This is a genomic window from Polyangium fumosum (assembly GCF_005144585.1).
Lineage (GTDB): Bacteria > Myxococcota_A > Polyangia > Polyangiales > Polyangiaceae > Polyangium > Polyangium fumosum.
In genome coordinates this window covers 1-14,897 of the sequence record NZ_SSMQ01000038.1, presented here as the reverse complement: position 1 = coordinate 14,897, position 14,897 = coordinate 1, and the positions used below count along the sequence as shown (strand labels likewise).

The following is a 14,897-nucleotide window of genomic DNA, read 5'->3' as shown; positions in this document are numbered from 1 at the left end:
GAGAACGCCGTTGATTCGGTGGTGGCGCGCATGTCCGGAGTGGGACGGAACGACCTCGGCCTGGGTTCCCGGGCGAGCACGGCGGGGACCGAGATCACGGGTGCCCAGCGACGACGGAGGGGACCGGGCGCGCGAGGGCCTCGGCGCTCGGGCCCACGACCGCGAGCAGAGGGCGCGGATAAAGGCCGACCACGAGGACGAGAATGGCCAGACAGCCGACGACGCCCCATTCGAGCGGACGGAGGTCCTTCATCGCGGCGACGCGCGGGCGCGTGACGGGGCCGAGGAAGACCTGCTCGAAGACACGGAGGACGTACGCCGCGCCGAGGATCGTGCCGAGGAGCGCGAGCCCGAGCCGCGGGAGGCTCGTCTCGTACGCCGAGAGCAAGACGAGGTGCTCGCCGGGGAAGCCGCTCGTGCCGGGGACGCCGATGCCGGCGAGGCTCAAGAGCAAGAACATCACGGCCGCGCGCGGCGCTTTTTGCGCGACGCCGCCGAGCGCCGAGACCTCGGACGAACCCACGCGGCTCTGGAGGAAGCCAGTCAGGAAAAACAGCCCCGTGGCGGACAAACCCAGGTTCAGCATCGCGAGCACCGCGCCCGTGAGGCCTTCGGCCTTGCCCGACGAGATGCCGAGCAGGACGATGCCCACGTGGCTCAGGCACGCGAACGAGAGCATGCGCCGGAGGTTTGGCTGGACAAGCGCGACGAGCGCGCCGTACACGATGCCCGTGACGCCGACGGCGCCGAGCAGCCACGCATAGTGCGCCGTGGCCTCGGGCAGGAGCGGCACGAGGAAGCGAAGGACGCCGTAGCTGCCGAGCTTGAGGCCAGTCAAGAGCACGCCGATCCCCACGGGGCATTCGCGCAGCATCGTGGGCATCCAGGTGTGGAGCGGGACGAAGGGGCCCTTCACGGCGAAGCCGGTCAGCATCGTGAAGAAGACGATCGGCCCGATCGCGGCCGGGACCGGCCTCGCGCGGAGGACGAGCCAGTCGAACGTGTACGGATCGGCCGGGCTTTGGCGGCCCGCGACCGCGAGCAAGACGATGCCGAGCAGGAGCGGCCCGGAGGCGGCGAGCATCGTGAGCACGAACTTCGTCGCCGCATACCGGCGCTCGGGGCCCACGCCCCAGAGGCTTACGAGGAAATAGATGGGGACGAGCGACGCCTCCCAGAACACGAAGAAGAGGACGAGGTCGAGGGACGAATAGATGCCCACGACGATCGCGGAGAGCGCGAGGAGGGACGCGCAAAAGCCGCGGGCGCGGGTCTTCACGTCGTGCCACGAGGCGACGAGCACGAGCACCGTGAGCATCGAGGCGACGGGCAAAAAGAGCACGCTCATGCCATCGACGCCGACGTGATAACTCGCGCCGAGCGTGGGCATCCATGCGCGCCGCTCGGCGAATTGCACGTCGGGCGTCCCAGGCGTGAACCGCGCGAGCACGAAGAGCGAGAGGAAGAGCTCGATCAGGGCGCCGGTGAGCGCTGTCCACCGCGCGCGTTTCTCGTCGCCGATCGCGAGGACGAGGATCGCCCAGGCGAGGGGGAGGAAGATCAACGTGGAGAGGACGGGAAAACCGACCTGATCTGCGGCGAAGAACTCGCGAATTTGCACGACGAACGCCTCCCGAGCGCCCTTACGGGGCGCCCTCCCCGTGCATCACGAGGGACGAATGCGGTTTGGCGTGCTCGAGCCGTGTGGACATGGCGCGGACCGAGCCGTCCACGACCTCGAGCAGGGGGTGAGAAAAGAGCCCGAGGCCCACGATGAGCGCGCCGACCGCGCCGGCAATGACGAGCTCGCGCGGGCCGAGGTCCCGGACGCTCTTGCCGCGCGTCGATTTCGTCTCGGTTGCAGGCGAGCCCGGCGCGGAGGCGGCGGAGGCGAGGAAGGCGCGCTGGAAATAACGCAGCAGATAGGCGGCCCCGAGCAAGCTGCCGAGGCCGACCGCGATGGCCATGATGCCGTGCCGCGCGCCGAGCGCGCCCACGACGACGAGGTGCTCGGCCTCGAAGCCGCTCGTCCCCGGCATTCCAATCGTCGAGAGGCCGACGAGCAGGAACGTGAACGAGAGCAGAGGCGCGTGATGCGAGAGCCGCGCGGCGCGCTCGATCTCGGTCGAGCCGAGGCGCCGGTGCAAGAAGCCCGCGACGAAATAAAGCCCGGCCGCGCTGAGGCCGACGTTCAGCGTGACGAGCAAGGCGCCCGAGAGCCCCTCCACGTTGAGCGCCGAGAGCCCCACGAGCACGGCGCCCGTGTGCGTGAGGCAGGCGAACGCGACGAGGCGGCGTAGGTTTGTCTGGACGAGCGCGAGGAGGGCGCCGTACAGCATGCCGACGACGCCGAGGATGGCCAGAATGGAACCGTGTCGGTGCGCGGCGACGGGCAGGACCGGGACCACGAAGCGCAAGAGGCCATAGACGCCGAGCTTCGCGCCGACGAGGAAGACGCTGACGCCCACGACCGGGCCCTCGGCCATGACGGGCGGCAGCCAGCCGTGGAAGGGGAAGAGCGGGATGCGGACGGCGAAGCCGAGGACGAAGAGCCAGAACGCGAGGGATTGTGCTTTCGCCGGCGCGGGCATGTCGACGAGCGCGTCGAGGGAGAATCGACCGCCGGTGGCGCGGCCGAGGACGAGCGCACCGGCGAGGACGAGCAGGACGCCCATCGCATTGAGCGCCGCATAACGACGCGCCGCCGTGTGCCTTCCCGGCCCCGTGCCCCAGCTCCGCACGAGCAGCGTGCCCGGCACGAGCTCGAGCGCGGCGAACGCCCAGAAGAGCAGGAGATCGAGCGCGACGAACGCGCCCATGAGCGTCGCCTGGAGGCAAAAGATGGCGGCGAGGTAATGGCCAGGTCGCTCTTTCGAAGCGACCTGCGCGTGCAGGATGACGAGCAGCGCGAGCAGCGCGGTCAGCGGCAAAAAGAGGACGCTGATCCCGTCGACGCCGACGTGATAGGCGAAGGTGCCGAAGAGCGGGACACGCTCGACGAGCTGGAGCGCGGAGGTGTGCCGCTCGAACCGGGCGACGACGAGCACGGCGAGGACGAGCTCGAGCGCGGCGCCGCCGAGGCCGATGGAATAGACGTAGCGCGCATGTTTCAGGGAACGGACGAATGCCGCGGTGAGGAGCGGCACGAGGATGAGCGCGCTCAGGACCGGGAAGGGCAAGGCCGAGGCGTAGGGGATTTCGTTCATGATCAAACGGCCCAGCAGACGACGACGAAGAGCGAGAGGACGACGAGCGCCCCGACGACGACAGGCCTTTCGAGCAGCGCCTCGACGTGATCGAGGGTGCGCCCGAGGAGGTCGCCGGTGATCGGGATGCCGCGGCCGATCGCGCGCCGGACGATGTGTTTCTCGATGAGGTTCGCGAGCGCCGCCGCGTATTGGACGATCCGGCCCGCGATGCCCCGGCCCCGGGCGAAATCGTCCTCGGCGCCGGGCGCGGGCGGCGGTTCGTCCCCGTGCGCCATCGCCGCGCCGCTCGTGGTTTGGCGTTCGAGGGCCACACGTACGGCCGCAAAAGGATCGGCGTCGTCGATCTCGCCGGCGAGGACTTTTTCCTGGAAGGTCGCGAGCGGCGCGGGCGCGTCCTCGGGCGAGAGCGGGCGGCCGAAGGCGCGATCGAGGAGCGAGCCATCCAGGTGATCGAGCGCGCGGCCGAGCCGGAGAATGGGCGCGAGGAGGAGGCGCTCGTACAGGGGTTCGAGCCAGAAGCGCGCGAGCGCCGTGACGTAAAGGCCCCGCAGGCGCGTCGGCAAAATGCCCGGTCGCTCGGGCGCGGCGCGGTGGAAATAAAGCGCCGTCGCCCAGCCCGCGACGAGCAGGCACCCGAGCAGGAGCATGAGGCCAAAGGCCCAGAAGGGATGTGCGGCGCGGCCAAGTCCACCCCGCACGAGCAAGGGGTCGAGGACGAGGTGAAAAAGGCCGTGCGGCCGTCCGCCGGGCGCGAGGCCGAGCGAGAGGCTGACGGCGCCGACGACCGCGGGGGCGATCCACGCGGGGCCGAACTCGACGAACGAGGAGACGGTCTTCCACTCGGCGCCATTTCCTGCATTCGCGAGGCCCCGCTGCGCGAACCGGAGGAGATAATGGCCGCCGCAGAAGAGCGCCATGCCGGCGCCCGCCGCGGAGAGGAACGCGCCGGGCGAGAGGGGGGCGTCCGGGCCTGCCCATATCTCGGTGAGGAAGGGCAAGGCGAGGACGCCGAGCAGGCCCGCGAGCAAGAGCCAGAAGGCCGGCTCGACCTCGCCCGCGACGGGGCGCTCTTCGCGGGACGGCTCGTCGCGCGTGACGAGGAGCAGGGTGCTCGGCGCCGTGAGGAACTGCGCGCCGCGGAGGAGCGCATGCGCAAAGAGGTGAAACAGCGCAATGCCGCGGGCCCCGAGCCCGACCGCGAGGAACATGAGCCCGAGCTGGCTCACCGTCGAGAAGATGAGGCCGCTCTTCACGTCCGTCTGCACGAGGCTGACGAGCCCGCCATACAGCGCAGTCGCCGCGCCCATCGCAGCCATGGCGCGGAGCACGTCGGGCGCGTGCACGAGCACGGGGTTCATGCGCAAGACGAGGAAGAGGCCCGCCGTGACCATGACGGCGCCGTAAAAGAGCGCGCTCGAAGGCGTCGGGCCTTCCATGGCGCGCGAGATCCACGGCGAGAACGGGAGCTGCGCGGATTTCGCGGCCGCCGCGACGAGGAGGCAGAACCCGAGCGCCGAGAGCGCCCCATGGTTTGTGGTCTCCGCGGCGCGGAACAGCGACGCATAGCGGACCGTGCCGAGCTCGTGCCAGGCGATGAAGATCGCGCAGAGGAACGCCGCGTCGCCGATGCGGTTCGTCACGAACGCGTACGTCGCGGCCCGCGCCGGTGCTTTGCGATCGTAATGATATCCGATGAGCAGGTACGACGCGAGGCCTGCGCCCTCCCAGCCCACGAACGTCATCACGAGGTTGCCGGCGAGCACGAGCAGGAGCATGGCGGCGAGGAAGAAGCACATCACCGCGAAGAACCGGGGAAAGCCGGCCTCGCGGTGCATGTAGTTCGTCGAGAACTTGAGGACGAGCGCGCCGAAGCCGGTGACGAGCAGCGCGAGCGACGCCGAGAGCGGATCGAGCAGGAGCTCGAGCGGCGCCTGATACGCGCGGGTCTCGATCCAGGGCGCGAGGAAGATCGTCGCGGGCGCGGCGCCGAGCGTGGAGCGCACGAGGAGCGCGCCGGCGCCGAGGAAGGAGAGCAAGGTCGCGCCGAGCGCGAGCCGGCTCGTCGTGCGCTCGCGGAGCGGGCGTCCGCCGAGGGCGCAGAGGCCGATGAGGATCGCCGCGACGAGCGGCAGCAGCGGAATCAGAACGGCGAGACGTTCAAGCATGGGCCGCCTGTCCACGCGCGGGGGGTTCGTCCGGGCGAATGAACGCCGGGGGGAGGAAGTCGAGCGTGCCCGAATACCAGGCCGCGGAGGCCTTCACCGTCTTCACGGGGAGGTCCTGTGGCTCCCACGGGATGAAGCCCTTTCCAGGCTGGAACGACATGCATACGCCCGTCTCCGGATCCATCGCGATGAGGTGGACCCACGCGTTGCCCACGAGCTCGCGGATGGCCGGCTGCTTTTCGTAGATCTTGCCGAGGATCTCGGTCTTCGCCACGACGAGCATCTGGAGTCGCATCGGCTCGTGGATCTCGATCATCTGCCGGGGCAAACCCGTGCGCAGATCCCCCGATGCGCCTTCCATCACGCCGATGAGCCCCGCGACGTTGTGGGGGACCTTCGTCCCGCAGCCGTACGTCGTGTTGTCGACCGTGGAGAAATAGTATTCGAGGTTGATGCCCGCGCCGACGGGGCCGGCGGCGAGCAGGGTGCCTTCGAGGATCGTGCCCTCGGGGTCGATGGCAGGATCGTACGAGATCAAAAAAGATCGGCGGTCGAGGAAGACGCCCTGCGAGATCGATCGAGGTCCGATGACCGCGAATGCGATCGTCGCGTGGCCAAGCTCGGGGCGCGCCTGCGAGAGGTCCGCGGCGCGGCCGACCACGTGCCGGAGCGCGCGGGCCGGGGTGGGGTTTTTCGGGGCCGATTCGAACTTGCGGCACCGCTCGTGTGCGGAGCGCTCCCGGGCACGTTGAAGCACGCCGCGGAGCTTTTCCACGGCGGGGCGGACGTCGTGGGGGACGTCGCCGAGGTCGAAATAAAGGATCTCGTCCGTCGCGGTGTTGTGCTCGGTTCCCAGGAACCACGTGTCGTCCGGGATGTCGATGCCCCGCTCCCGCACGAGGGCGCGGACCTCGGGATCGTTCGCCATGCGCGCGAAGACACGGGCATTCGGGCCGCCGTGCTTGCCGCCGCACGCGCCGCAGTCGTACGCGGAGAGGTGCGGGTTGTTGCGGCTCTCGGAGCCGTGGCCGGAGAGCATGACGACCGGCGCGAAGTCGCGGACGAGGCCGATGTTTCGGAGGAGCGCTGCCACCCGATCCGCCTGCTCGACGACGGTGAAGTGGGTCTTCTGGAGCGAACCTTGTTTCGGCGCCGTACCTTTTTCGCGTTCCCGATCGAGCGGCACCTCGGTCTCGACGGCGGGGAGCACGGCGTGCTTCGCGCGGCGCGACATGCGATCGAACGCGCGCGGGAAGAGCAGCCGGCCGAGGACGGGGAAGAGCGAGAAGAACCCGAGGATGTCGATGACGAAATAGGACGAGACGGGATTGCGGGTGACCTCGCGGATGACGTCGCGGAGCGCCGCGAGGGCGCGCGTGCGGAGCGAGCGCGAAGCCCACGCGTGCATCGCCTCGGGGCGCGGGACCTCGCAGAGCTGCGCTGCGGGCGTCGCGACGATCGGACACAGCGGCACGGCCTCGCGCGCGCCAAGCGCCTCATACGCGATCGCCACGCCGAAGAAGCCTGCGACGCCGAAGGTCTCGTACGAGGGCCGCATCTCCTCGATGTGCCGGCGGATGGACTCCTCGCGGTCGTCCATGCAGAAGACGATCTGCGCCTCGCGCCGGCCCGCATACGGTTTGTGATCGCGGACGTTTTGGGTGAGCGCTTCGAGCACGCCGTCGCGGTAATGGATCTCGTAGGCACACTGCCAGAGCGGCGTGAGGGTGTCGGGGTCGCACGCGTCGAGCGCCGCGAGCAGACGCGTGGCGCCTTCGAGCGAGGTCGCGCGGAGCTCACCCGGGGAGATGCCGAGGTGCTGCGCGAGCAAGAAGAGGCGGAATGCGTGATGCCGCGCGGAGTGTCCGCCGTTCACGTGTTCGGCGCTTTGCTTCAGATCAAAGACCATGTCGGCGAGGCGGAGGAGGGCCCCATCGTCGCTGGCCGCGGTGCCCGCGGAGCGCGCCTCGAACAAGGCGCGCGCGCGCTCGGCGAGGAAATCGGGCAGCTCGCCGAGGAAGAGCGCATGCCGGACGAGAAGCTCCGGCAGATGGTTCGAGAAATAATGGCGGAAGGCGTCGACGTCGCCGTCGTGCCCGAAGGCGCGCAAGGACGCGCGACGCACGAAGAGCACCTCGTAGAAGAGGCGGACCGCGAGGAACTGGAGGAGGTCGATCGGGTGCGCCCGTTGCGCCGGGTAATCGGGGTGGGTCTCGCGCCAGTGCACCATGCCCGCGAGCCCGGGCAAACCCACGCAGATACGGCGGAGATACGGCCCCCAGTGCAGCTCGGGCACGCCGAGGCGTTCGAGGCTCTGGAGGATCGCGTCGACGGCGAGCGGCGGCAGCTCCCGCAGCGCGTCGCGGGCCCCCGGCAAATCTTCGAGCTCGAAGAATCGGTCGTGCTCGGCCATCTTGCGGAAAGCATCGTAAAAGCCGAGCGAGCGGCCCGCGACGTGCCAGGCCGCGAGGCCCTCGTCGAGGAAGGCCATCGTCACGCGCATGATCTGCGGGTGAATCTTCTCGTGGATGTCCTCGCCCGTGAGCGCGAGGAGCAAATCGCGGTGGCACGTCTCGGGGCCGACCTTGCCGATGTGCTCCTCCCATCGGCGCGCGGCGTGCTCCATCATCTGCCGGCGAGGATCACGCGTGGTGAGCTTGGCAATCAGGCTCTCGCTCGACGGCGGGCCGCCGAACGCGGATTCGAGCGCCCGGAGCGCCTCGAATCCACGCCGTCGCAGGTGATCGGGGCCGAGGTCGTGAACGACGGTGAGGCAGAGGCGGGCGATTTCGCTGGTGGCCGCGCCGGCGTGTGGACCGAGCGCGCCGTCCCGCTCTTCGAGGTGCGCGCGGACGGTGTCGCGGACGCGCGCGGCGAGCTCGGCGTCGAGCGGAATGGCCGGTCCGCCCCAGGCTTCGAGGTGCTCGATGCGCTCGAAGAGCGCCTCGATCCGCGCGCCCACGGGCTCTTCGGGCGTGAGGTTCTCGGCGTGGATCGGCGAGAAGGGATCGGACAAACCAAAGCTCGCGAGGCTCGCGCGGAGCAAGGAGAGGACGGCGAGGCCCTCGGGATCACGCCGCATTCGCTCGGCGATCGCGGGGAGCGTGCCCTCGACGCCGAAATGCGCGAGCAGCACCCGGCGCACCTTGCGGACCTCGGCTTCGAGCCAGCGCTCGGGGCGGTTTTTCGCGGGACCGGAGGCGAGTTTGTCGCGGACGAGGTCGAGGTAGCCGGCCCGCGCGTCCTCGGGGATGCCGAGCGTATCGAGCGCGCGGGGGATGGCGTCGGGATCGGCGCTTTCGTCCGTCGATCCGTCGAGGCAAGCCTCTTCGAGCACGGCCGCGGGGACGGGCGTGGCGAGGAGATCGGCGAGCAGATCGGCGACGGTGAAATCGCGCCCGATACGCGCGAGCGCGGCCTCGAACTCACGTTTCGCCGTGGCGAGCAGGTGCTCGCGGGCCTCCGCGGAGAGCTCGGGCCGGAGCACGGAAAAAACGTTCGGCCCGAAGCGTGGCTCGGCGCCCTCGCCGGGTTCGAGCGGGTCGAGGCCGTGGAGCAAGGCGAGGCGCTCGACGTCGCGCGTGGTGACCGTTCGATCGCCGATCCGGAGGAGAGGCTCGGGCTCAACCGCGCCATTCCGCTCGCGGCGCGCGCGTTCGAGGTCCTCGTCGGTGATCCGGCCGATGGCGTAGAGCCGTCGATACTCGTCGAGCGGCAGGTATCCGCGCCCGCCGAGCACGCGGCGCGCCTCCACGACGGCTTGCTCGAAATGGAGGTGCTGGAAGCCGTGGAGCGTGTTGTGGTGGATGAACGTCTCGATCGGCCCCTGTCCGGGCAGGACGTGGGCGATGTGGTGGATCTCGTGTTCGAGGTGTTTCCTCGATTCGACCGAGATGCCGCGCGGGACGGCGGAAGGCATTGCGCGCATACGAGACTCATCCGTGGAAGAGCGTCGCCATGTGCGAGACCGTGGCGGCGACGAGGTCGAGGGCGGCGCGCGGGGCGACGCCGAGCGCGACGATGAGGAGCCCGAGCGGCGCGGCAGCGACGAGCTCCCGCGGTTCGAGGTCCCGGAGGTGTTTCCAGCGGGGATTCAAGGGGCCGAAGAAGAGGCGGCCGATGGCGCGCATCGAATATCCGGCCGTGATGAGGACGCCGATGGTCGCGATTCCAGCAAAATATTCGTACCGCTGGAACGTGCCGACGAGCGTGGACAGCTCGCTGACGAACCCGGCGAGCCCGGGCAAACCCATCGAGCCGAGGAGCGCGAGGGAGAGCGCCACGAAGAAGCGTGGCGTGACGCTCGCGAGGCCGCCGTACTGGCGCACGTCGCGGGTCTTCGTGCGGCGCTCGAGCGCGCCGACGAGGAGGAAGAGCGCAGCGCTGGAGACGCCGTGCGTGCACATCTGCATCGTGGCGCCCGTGAGGCCGGCGTCGTTCAGCGAGGAGACGCCGATCAAGACGAAGCCCATGTGGCTCATCGAGCCATAGGCCACCATGGTCTTGAGATCGGGCTGGCGGAACGCGAGCAGCGCGCCGTAGACGATATTGACGAGGCCGAGCAGGAAGAGGAGCGGCACGAGCGACTCCGCGCCGGCGGGCAAGAGCGCCGTGAGGCGGAGCAGGCCGTACGCGCCCATCTTCGCGAGCACGGCCGAAAAGACCATGCTGACGGGTGGCTCGGATTCGACGTAGGCGAGCGGGAGCCATCCGTGCAACGGGAAGACGGGGATCTTCACCGCGAGGCCCGCGAAGAGGCCGAGGAAGAGTAGGACCTGGGTCGCGCGGCCGAGGCCGGCGCTCGCGTTCTGCATTTCGACCATCCCGAACCCGTGCTTCGGCACCGAGAGGTGCAGCGCGAGGATGGCGACCAGCATGAGGACGGAGCCGGCGAGCGTATACAAGAAGAAGCTCATGCTCGCGGCCGAGCGGTTTTTCCCGCCCCACACGCTGACCAGGAAAAACAAGGGGACGAGGGTGAGCTCCCAGAAGACGTAAAAGAGCGACCACGAGAGCGAGGTGAAGACGCCGAGGACCGCGAATTCGAGGAGCAGAAACCAGGCGAAATACCCCTTCACGCGGTGCGTGCCGTGGAGCGACGCGATGAGCGCGATCAGCATCACGAGCGTCGTGAGGAGCACCATGGGGAAGGAGATGCCGTCGACGCCCAGCGCGGCGGCGCCGTCGGCGTCCGGCGACCACGGGAACGGCGCGACGAACTGGAGCGCGGACGTCGTTCGGTCGAACGACGGGACGAGGCTCCACGACGCGATGAATGCCAGCGCCGCGTGGAAGAGGGCGACGCCTTTGATCCACCGGACGTTCCCGGGCGGGAGCAGAATGACGAGGATCGCGCCGAGCAAGGGCGGGAAAATCGTCAGGAGAAGGCTCGGCATAAATCAATGCTCATCGCAGGGACGGATCGTCCCTACGCGTGCTGCTTCTTGCTTACGTCGTGGGACGGGACGAGCAGCGAGTTGGTTCCCGGGAACCTGCCCGTGGCCTCGATCCGTCTTGTGGATCGGATCGCACGACCGACGTCGTGAGGAACGGAATCACGACGTCCGTGACCGATCCGCAAAGGGTTTTATGGACAAGCCGGACCAGAGCGCCGGTGTGCCCACGGGCGCGCCTTCCATCCGGAACGACCTCGTCGCCGGATTTCTCGTCTTTCTCATCGCTTTGCCGCTTTGCCTGGGCATCGCCATGGCCAGCGGTTTTCCGCCCGTGGCAGGCATCATCACGGCCGTCATCGGCGGCGTGGTCGCCACCTGGATAGGCAGCGCTGCGCTCACCATCAAAGGGCCGGCCGCGGGCCTCATCGTCATCGCGCTCGGCGCCGTGACGGAGCTCGGGAGCGGGAATGGCTCGGTCGGGTATCGCCGCGCGCTCGCCACGATCGTGGTCGCCGCCGTGCTCCAGATTGGGTTTGCCCTCGCGCGCGCCGGGGCGCTCGGTGATTTCTTTCCGTCATCCGTGGTGCACGGGATGCTCGCGGCGATCGGCATCATCATCTGCTCGAAGCAGATCCACGTAGCGCTCGGCGTGACGCCCGAGGCCAAGGAGCCGCTGCACCTGCTCTTCGAGATCCCGCGCAGCGTAGGCCGCCTGAACCCGGAGATCGCGATCATCGGCGGCGTGAGCCTCGCGATCCTCTTCGCGTTCCCGGTGCTCGCGAAGCGGTTTTCGTTCCTCAAGAAGATCCCGGCGCCGCTCTTCGTGCTCGCGGTCGCGGTGCCGCTCGCGCACGCGTTCGACCTCGAGCACGAGCACACGTACACGTTCTCGATCAACCACCACGACTACAAGATCGGGCCGAACTTCCTGGTGAATCTCCCGGGAAACGTGCTCGCGGCGGTGACGACGCCGGATTTCAGCGCGGTGCTCTCGGGGACGTCGCTCAAGTACATCGTGATGTTCGCGCTCGTCGGCAGCATCGAGAGCTTGCTCAGCGCCAAGGCCGTCGACGCGCTGGATCCGGAGAAGCGCCGCTCGGACCTCGACAAAGACCTGCTCGCGACGGGCGTCGGCAACCTGGTCGCGGGCCTCATCGGCGGCCTGCCCATGATCTCGGAGATCGTGCGCAGCTCGGCGAACATCGGCTACGGCGCGCGGTCGAGGTTATCGAACTTCTTCCACGGGCTGTTCTTGCTGCTCTTCGTGGCGTTCTTGCCCGGCCTCATCCACCGCATCCCGCTCGCGGCGCTCGCAGCGATGCTGATCTACACAGGCACGCGCCTCGCCTCCCTCCACGAGTTCGTCAAGACGTTCCGCATCGGTCGCGAGCAGCTCCTCGTGTTCGTGTCGACGACGATCGTCACGATCGCGACCGACCTGCTCGTCGGCGTGGCGGCTGGCATCGTGATCAAGATGGTCGTGCACGTGGTGAACGGGGCGCCCATCAAGAGCCTGTTCCGGCCCGACATCGAGGAGCGTTCGGTCGGGGAGCGCGTCGTGCTCCGGATCCGGCACGCCGCGGTGTTCAGCAACTACCTCTCGATCAAGGGGCGGCTCGCGAAACACGAGGCGAAGCACGTGGTCGTCGACTTCGACCATGCCCGCCTCGTGGATCACACCGTGATGGAGAAGCTCCACGAGCTCCGAGGTGAGTTCGAGCGGAGCGGGCGCACGCTGGAGCTGATCGGCCTCGATCGGCACCGCAGCCTGTCGGAGCACCCTCTCGCGGCGCGGCGGAAGGCCGCGCTGGAGCGCGCCGGCTCGACGCCCTGAGGTCGCCTCGTTGGACCTGAAAACGAAACGTCCCCCTTCCCGGAGCGCTCCGGGGAGGGGGACGTCGTGGTTTCGAAGCGAGGGCCGGGGATGCCCGACCCGCTTCGATTTCAGCCGCCGGCGGCGCGCATCGGGGGCTTGAGGGGCAGCGGCAGCGGCGCCATGGGGCCCGGCGTCGAGGGCGCGGCCTTCGGCGCGGCTTCGCCGTCGAGCGCGGCGAGGGCCATCATGCAGCGGTCCATCCCGTGGTCGAGGGCGGCTTCGCGCTGGAAGACCTTCGACAGCTTCACGAGCTTCAGCGAGGTCTGCTTGCCGAAGTCGATCTCGCGCTCGAGGAAGGCCTCGAACGAGCCGTAGCCCTTCGCCTGGAAGAGCTGCTGCTCCTGGATCTCGGCGAGGACCAGGCCGATGTCGAAGAAGCCCTTCTCCATGCGCTTGCGCAGGGTGCGGATCTTCGTGGTCTGGTTGTGGAGCTCGGCGATCTTCGCCTTGATCGCGTCGGCACCTTCCGGCACGCGGATCGTGGCGCGCGCGCTGCCCGGCGGGGCAGGCTCGGCGGCCCGGGCCCGCGCCTCGGCGGCGTGCTTGGCCGCGTGGCGAGCGGCCCACGGCGCGGCTCCCCGCAGACCGAGCTTGCGCTTCGAGCCCTTGGCGTCGTCGTCCTTCTCCCGGGCTTTCGTCCCGGACTTCGGGGCGTCGCCGCTCGCGCGCGAGCTCGAATGTTTTTTCGCGGAGCGTTTCTCCGAGCTCTTCGTCTTTGTCGATTTCGCCATGTCGCTGCGTCCCGCTTCTGCGATAATCCCCGTCCCACGCGTATCGCCACGCGAACTGGGGCGCGCCGTACGGTTCGAGCCGGACGGCTGTCAAGTGCACGTGAAGGCTATACGCCCGTCGCCTTACCAAAATTTGAGCCAGTCCGTCCAGAAACTTCGGACGTATGGTCAGTTTGTGTCCGGGCAGGCGGACGGACAAGGCTAGATCTGGCGCCCCACGTGCGGAGGGGCCAGGCGGGGAAGAGGGCGCATTCGTGCTAGATCCGCCGCCCATGGCCTCTCGCACCGACGTGCCCCTGCCCGCTGGAACGGACCTCGAGGCAGCCTCCTCCAGGCCCTCGGAGGCGGCCCGGTCCGGCGGGCCGGCCCTGCCGCGCATCGCCGTGGTGGTCAACGGCAACGCCAAGAGCGTCACGGCCGAGGTGATCGAGACGCTCGATCAGATCCTCGACAGCGGCGATCTCTTCGTGTCGCGCAGCGTCGAGGAGAGCGAAGGCATCGCGCGGATCCTCGTCGATCGCGGCTACGGGACGATCCTCACGGGCGGCGGAGACGGGACGTTCACGTCGGTCGTCACGGCCGTCGTGAACGAGGCGAAGCGGAGGAGCGCGCCGATCCCGCGCTTCGGCCTGCTGCGGCTCGGCACGGGCAACTCGCTCGCGTGGGTGCTCGGCGCGAGCGGCGCGGGCGAAAAAGGCTCGGGCGGGTTCCGCGGGCTCGCGGTGGATCTCTCGCGCCTGCGCGCCGACGCGGGGAGCCGCTGGCTGCGCCTCGTCGAGGCCGAGGGCGTGCTCTCGCCGTTCTGCGGCTTCGGCATCGATGCGGAGATGCTCAAGGACTACACGCGGGTGAAGGGGCTGCTCGCGCGCGGCCCGCTGAAGCGTATCGCGCCGGGCATGGTGTCTTACGCGATCGCAGCGACGACGAAGACGCTGCCGAGCTACTTCGTGCGCCGCACGCCGCACTGCCGGGTGATCAACACGGGCAGCGACGCCGTGCGCGTGGGGGAGAAGGGCTCGATCCTCGGGGCGCCGATCCGCAAGGGCGGCGTGATCTACGAGGGACCGGCGAAGCTCGCGTGTGTCGCGACGATCCCGTACTACGGCTTCGGCTTGCGCATGTTCCCGTACGCCGAGGATCGACCGGATCGCATGCAGCTCCGGGTGACGAACCTTTCGCCCGTGGCCTTCGTGTCGAACTTCCAGACGATCTGGCGCGGCGAGTACGAGGACCTCGAGAGCACGTTCGATTTTTTCGTCGACGACATCACGATCGAGATGGACCCGCCGACGGCGTTCCAGATCGGCGGCGACGTGAGGGGCGATCGCAAGAGCATCCGGGTTCGTCTGACCGAACCGATCCGCATCGTCGATTTTTACGCGCCGCCGCGGGGCTAGTACATCATCCCGCAAATTCGTAGTGGTTCACGCGATCGGCATGAGCATCCAGCCGAAGGAACCGTGGAGGAGGTCGAGCAGGGGCTCCTGCCCGCGGTCCTGGTAGGGCGTGGGCTCCCAGCG

Annotated in this window: 8 protein-coding genes; 2 read left to right on the top strand and 6 right to left on the bottom strand. The window is 68.9% G+C overall.

Going from position 1 to position 14,897, the window contains the following annotated elements; translation table 11 throughout:
• Window positions 1-94 precede the first annotated feature (94 nt).
• Genes E8A74_RS30385 through E8A74_RS30365 form a run of 5 tightly spaced genes read right to left on the bottom strand, consistent with a single transcriptional unit; the run spans window position 95 to window position 10,770 of the window.
• Window positions 95-1,621, bottom strand: a complete 1,527-nt coding sequence (locus tag E8A74_RS30385) for a complex I subunit 4 family protein (protein ID WP_136932601.1) — start codon at window positions 1,619-1,621, stop codon at window positions 95-97.
• A 22-nt stretch (window positions 1,622-1,643) separates the two neighbouring features.
• Entirely contained in the window at window positions 1,644-3,206 is a 1,563-nt protein-coding gene (locus E8A74_RS52880; RefSeq protein ID WP_170229487.1) for a complex I subunit 4 family protein, read from the bottom strand.
• A gap of 2 nt (window positions 3,207-3,208) precedes the next feature.
• Window positions 3,209-5,374: an NADH-quinone oxidoreductase subunit 5 family protein gene (locus E8A74_RS30375; RefSeq protein ID WP_136932600.1), complete on the bottom strand. Its 2,166-nt coding sequence runs from the start codon at window positions 5,372-5,374 to the stop codon at window positions 3,209-3,211.
• Window positions 5,367-9,302 carry a DUF2309 domain-containing protein gene (locus tag E8A74_RS30370; protein WP_136932599.1) on the bottom strand — a complete coding sequence of 1,312 codons (3,936 nt, stop codon included), beginning with the start codon at window positions 9,300-9,302 and terminating at the stop codon, window positions 5,367-5,369. The genes E8A74_RS30375 and E8A74_RS30370 overlap by 8 nt, the downstream gene beginning before the upstream one ends.
• A gap of 7 nt (window positions 9,303-9,309) precedes the next feature.
• Complete coding sequence (locus E8A74_RS30365) at window positions 9,310-10,770, bottom strand: complex I subunit 4 family protein (protein WP_136932598.1); 1,461 nt, start codon at window positions 10,768-10,770, stop codon at window positions 9,310-9,312.
• A 193-nt stretch (window positions 10,771-10,963) separates the two neighbouring features.
• On the opposite strand from E8A74_RS30365, the gene E8A74_RS30360 reads away from it, so the two are divergent.
• Complete coding sequence (locus E8A74_RS30360) at window positions 10,964-12,604, top strand: SulP family inorganic anion transporter (protein ID WP_136932597.1); 1,641 nt, start codon at window positions 10,964-10,966, stop codon at window positions 12,602-12,604.
• 110 nt (window positions 12,605-12,714) lie between these two features.
• On the opposite strand, the gene E8A74_RS30355 is transcribed toward E8A74_RS30360, so the two are convergent.
• The gene (locus E8A74_RS30355; RefSeq protein ID WP_136932596.1) at window positions 12,715-13,377 is read right to left on the bottom strand and encodes a hypothetical protein; all 663 of its coding nucleotides are present in this window, start codon (window positions 13,375-13,377) and stop codon (window positions 12,715-12,717) included.
• Window positions 13,378-13,649: 272 nt separating this feature from the next.
• Between E8A74_RS30355 and E8A74_RS30350 the strand changes: the two genes are divergently transcribed.
• Window positions 13,650-14,774 (top strand): diacylglycerol/lipid kinase family protein, encoded by a 1,125-nt coding sequence (locus E8A74_RS30350; RefSeq protein ID WP_232379819.1) that lies wholly within the window; start codon window positions 13,650-13,652, stop codon window positions 14,772-14,774.
• The last annotated feature ends 123 nt before the right edge of the window (window positions 14,775-14,897 follow it).